Below are 3,518 nucleotides of genomic sequence, written 5' to 3'. Positions count from 1 at the left end.
CGAGGGGCATGGCCTGGCCTGGTCGCTGGGGACGCGCTGGAGCTTCTAGGCGTCGCACCTCCCGGCACGACGACGCCCGCCGAACGAAGAGTCCGGCGGGCGTCCTCGGTTCCAGAAGGGCGGCGATCGAGCTCTTCGCCGCGTTATCCCCTTGCCGCCCGTTGGAGGGGCGGGCGGCGCGCGGGCGGCAAGGGGGGGAGAGATCTCGCTCGTCGCCTCCCTGGACGGCCGTCGCGAGGTCGAGATGAAGCTGCCCGGCCGCTATCGCCTGGACGGCGCCCTGCGCGGCGCCCTGAAGTCGGCGCCGGGTGTCAGCTATCTGGAGGACGCGTGATGTTGGGCCCGATCCTCGCCGCGAGCCTTCTCTTGACCCCGGCCGCCCAGGAGGCTCCCATGACCCAGCACGCCCGCGGAACTTTCCAGGTGACGATCACTCCGGTCCCGCCGGAAGCCGACGCGGCGCCCGACGCGCACGGCCGCATGATCCTGGCCAAGACCTTCGAGGGCGACATCCAGGCGGCCGGCGAGGGCGAGATGCTGGCCATGATGGGGCCGGACCAATCGGGCGTCTATGTCGCGATCGAGCGAGTGCGGGGCGGCTCGCCGGCCGGACGGGGACCTTCTCCCTGGTCCATCGCGGCGTCATGGACAGGGGCGCCCACGACCTGTCCATCACCGTCGTTCCCGGCTCGGGCACCGGGGAACTGACCGGCCTCGCCGGAGTCTTCCACCTGACCATCGAGGGCGGCGTCCACCGCTACGACCTCGAATACACCCTGCCTTCGGAGTGAGCCGATGACCGAGACCCCGACCCACAAGGGCTCCTGCGCCTGTGGCGCCGTCGCCTATGAGGTCGACACCGACCTTCAGGGCCTGATCGAGTGCAACTGCTCGCACTGCTATCGCAAGGGCTTCGCGCTGGCCTTCGTCTCGCCCGACGCCTTCCGCCAGACGGCGTTCGGGCCGCAGACCGCCTACACCTTCAACAGCCACAAGATCCGGCACCAATTCTGCGACACGTGCGGCGTGCAGGCCTTCGCTCGCGGCGAAACCCCGTCCGGAGACCAGATGGTCGCCGTCAACGTGCGCACCCTGACCGACATCGAGCCGTGGAGCTGGACTGCCCAGCGGGTCGACGGCCGAAACTTCTAGCTTTGCGCTCGTTCTTCAGAATAACGGATTGATTTATCGTCTTGATCTTGACCCCAAGGCTCTTCCGGTCGCCGGTGGGGTCCGGGGAGCGGTCGCGCCGGCGTGGGCGAGCCCGACAGATCCATAGGTCCTCGAACAAGCCCGAGGATGACGGGCGGTCCGGGCGGGCGTCGCGGCTGTTCGGACAGGGCGGCGGCCCGGCGGTCGGTCGCCTTGAGCTGGGCGCGAAGGGCCGTCAGGGCGAGAGCGGGCAAGGCGGGCGGAAGGGGCATGCCGGCCGCGCTGGGCCGCAGGGGCGCCGTCCGGCACGCGAAAGTCCCGTCATGCGGCGGCGTTCAGGCGGCGTCGGTCACCGCATAGACCATGATCCCCGTCGCGATGGCCAGGTTCAGGCTGTCGGCCCGGCCGCGCATGGGGATCTTGACGTTGACGTCGCAGGCGGCGGCCAGTTCGTCGGTCAGGCCCGCCTGCTCGTTGCCCATCAGCACCAGGGCCGGATGCTGCAGAGCGGCGTCGCGGTAGCCGTGAGCCGCGTCCAGCCGCGTGCCGATCACGCTGCCTGGCCAGCTCTGCCGCCAGGCCAGGAACTCCGCCCGCGTCGTCCGGGCGATGGCGACGGCGAAGACCGAGCCCATGGTCGCCCTGACCGCCTCGGTCGAATAGGGATCGACGCAGTCCTCGATCAGGATGACCCCGCCGCAGCCCGCCGCGTCGGCGGTGCGGATGATGGTGCCCAGGTTGCCGGGATCGCGGACCTGCTCGAGCGCCACCCAGCACGGAGACGCGCCCGGCTGGATCGCCGACAGCGCCGTATAGACCTGGTCGAAGACGCCCAGCACCGTCTGCGGATTGTCCCGGCGGCTGATCTTCTCGAGGATGGCGTGGGTGACCACGACGACCTCGCCCCCAGCCTCGCGGGTCGCGGCCCGGCGCGGTCCAGCAGCGGGTGCGGGCGCGCCTCCTCGCCGACCAGCAGCAGCCGGGGCGCGCGGCCCTGGTCCAGCGCCTCGCCGATGAACTTCAGGCCTTCGGCCAGGAACCGTCCGGTGGCCTCGCGCTCCTTGCGCATGTGGAGCGCGCGCACGGCCTTGACCGTGTCGTTGGTCAGGGAGGTGATCAGGCGATCCGAGGTCATGGCGCTCATCAGGCCGACCAGCGGGCGAAGAAGCTCAGGCCGATCGCCCGGCCGTCCGGACCGTCCTCGGCCAGGGCGAGCTCGCCCCAGTCGATCACGCCGTCCCGGTCCGCGGTCGCCTCGGCCATCAGATGGGCCAGCGACAGGCCCGAGATGCGCGCGGCGTAGGCGTTCAGCAGCAGGAAGGCGGCGTCGTCGGCCAGCAAGGCCGCACAGTCCTTCAACAGGCCCGGCAGGTCCTCGAACAGCCGCCACACCTCGCCCGTCGGCCCGCGCCCGTACTTGGGCGGGTCCAGGATGATCCCGTCGTATTTCGAGCCGCGGCGCACCTCGCGCGCCACATACTTGCGGCAGTCCTCGACGATCCAGCGGATCGGGCGGTCCGCCAGGCCCGACCGCTCGGCGTTCTCGCGGGCCCAGGCGACGGACTTCTTGGAGGCGTCGACGTGGGTGACCTCGGCCCCGGCGGCGGCGCAGGCCAGGCTGGCGACGCCGGTGTAGCCGAACAGGTTCAGGACCTTGGGCTTGCGCAGGGCGGCGACGCGGCCGTCCAGCCATTCCCAGTTGGCGGCCTGCTCGGGGAAGAAGGCCAGGTGCCGGAAGGGGGTGAAGCGGCTGGTGAAACGCACGTCGCGCCAGGCCAGGGGAAAGGTCTCGACGGGCTTGCCGGCGAACCGCCAGCGGCCGGCCTCGTCCTCGTCGGTGGGATCGAACACGGCGTCGGCGCGGTCGAAGGCGGCCGGGTCGCGCGGCGACCAGAAGCACTGGGGCTCGGGCCGGACCACGGTGTAGGGACCGTAGCGCTCCAGCTTTCGGCCGTCGCCGGAGTCCAGCAGGGCGTAGTCCTGCCAGCCACGAGTGACCAGGATTTCAGGCGACGGGTTCAGGCGCGGCGGCATGGTCCGCTGATAGGCGGTGCGACCCCGCCTCGTCCAGCGCGGCGTGACGCTTCGGCTCGAACGCCGGCGGGCCGTCGCGGCGGTGCCGGGTCTTGTCCCAGGCGAACGGCTCGCGCACCAGCCGCCAGAAGGCGTGGAAGAAGGCCAGGCTGAGCAGGCTCCAGTAGACGGGCGCCGCCAGCATCTCCGGCAGCCCGTAGGGCGTCCCGGCCCGACTGCGCGCCGATCGCGCACGGACCAGCCGAGGCGGCGGCCACGCCAGGATCATGACGATCACGGCCGAGGAGGGGCGTTCGGGGCGTCAGTCCGGCCGCGGCGGCGACGAGGACGGC

General features: G+C 71.5%; 3 protein-coding genes and 3 pseudogenes. 3 read left to right on the top strand and 3 right to left on the bottom strand.

From position 1 onward, the window contains the following. Nucleotides 1-178: 178 nt before the first annotated feature. The 3 genes and pseudogenes from AC2W7C_RS15055 to AC2W7C_RS15045 all read left to right on the top strand — a co-directional run. Nucleotides 179-334 (top strand): annotated as a pseudogene (locus AC2W7C_RS15055) (hypothetical protein); the annotation flags it as partial. Beyond that, nucleotides 334-791: pseudogene (locus AC2W7C_RS15050) on the top strand (DUF3224 domain-containing protein). The pseudogenes AC2W7C_RS15055 and AC2W7C_RS15050, both read left to right, overlap by 1 nt. A 4-nt stretch (nucleotides 792-795) precedes the next feature. Next, nucleotides 796-1,152, top strand: coding sequence for a GFA family protein (locus AC2W7C_RS15045; protein WP_486002138.1), 357 nt, complete (start codon nucleotides 796-798; stop codon nucleotides 1,150-1,152). Nucleotides 1,153-1,487: 335 nt separating this feature from the next. Here the strand turns inward: AC2W7C_RS15045 and AC2W7C_RS15040 are convergent. From AC2W7C_RS15040 to AC2W7C_RS15030, 3 genes and pseudogenes are all read right to left on the bottom strand, one after another. After that, nucleotides 1,488-2,287, bottom strand: a pseudogene (locus AC2W7C_RS15040) (TrmH family RNA methyltransferase). An 8-nt stretch (nucleotides 2,288-2,295) separates the two neighbouring features. After that, complete coding sequence (locus AC2W7C_RS15035; RefSeq protein ID WP_486002137.1) at nucleotides 2,296-3,186, bottom strand: class I SAM-dependent methyltransferase; 891 nt, start codon at nucleotides 3,184-3,186, stop codon at nucleotides 2,296-2,298. Beyond that, nucleotides 3,158-3,463 (bottom strand): hypothetical protein, encoded by a 306-nt coding sequence (locus tag AC2W7C_RS15030; RefSeq protein ID WP_486002136.1) that lies wholly within the window; start codon nucleotides 3,461-3,463, stop codon nucleotides 3,158-3,160. The genes AC2W7C_RS15035 and AC2W7C_RS15030 overlap by 29 nt, the downstream gene beginning before the upstream one ends. Between the last annotated feature and the right edge of the window lie 55 nt (nucleotides 3,464-3,518).

The organism is Brevundimonas sp. CURTG3B2_SDJG (genome assembly GCF_057364705.1).
Note: the sequence above shows the minus strand (reverse complement) of the source record. Positions and strands in the feature narration are given on the sequence as shown.

Excerpts from the sequence above, each read along its gene's own strand:
- AC2W7C_RS15045 (WP_486002138.1), top strand. The coding sequence starts at position 796 with ATGACCGAGACCCCGACCCACAAGGGCTCCTGCGCCTGTGGCGCCGTC.
- AC2W7C_RS15035 (WP_486002137.1), bottom strand. The coding sequence starts at position 3,186 with ATGCCGCCGCGCCTGAACCCGTCGCCTGAAATCCTGGTCACTCGTGGC.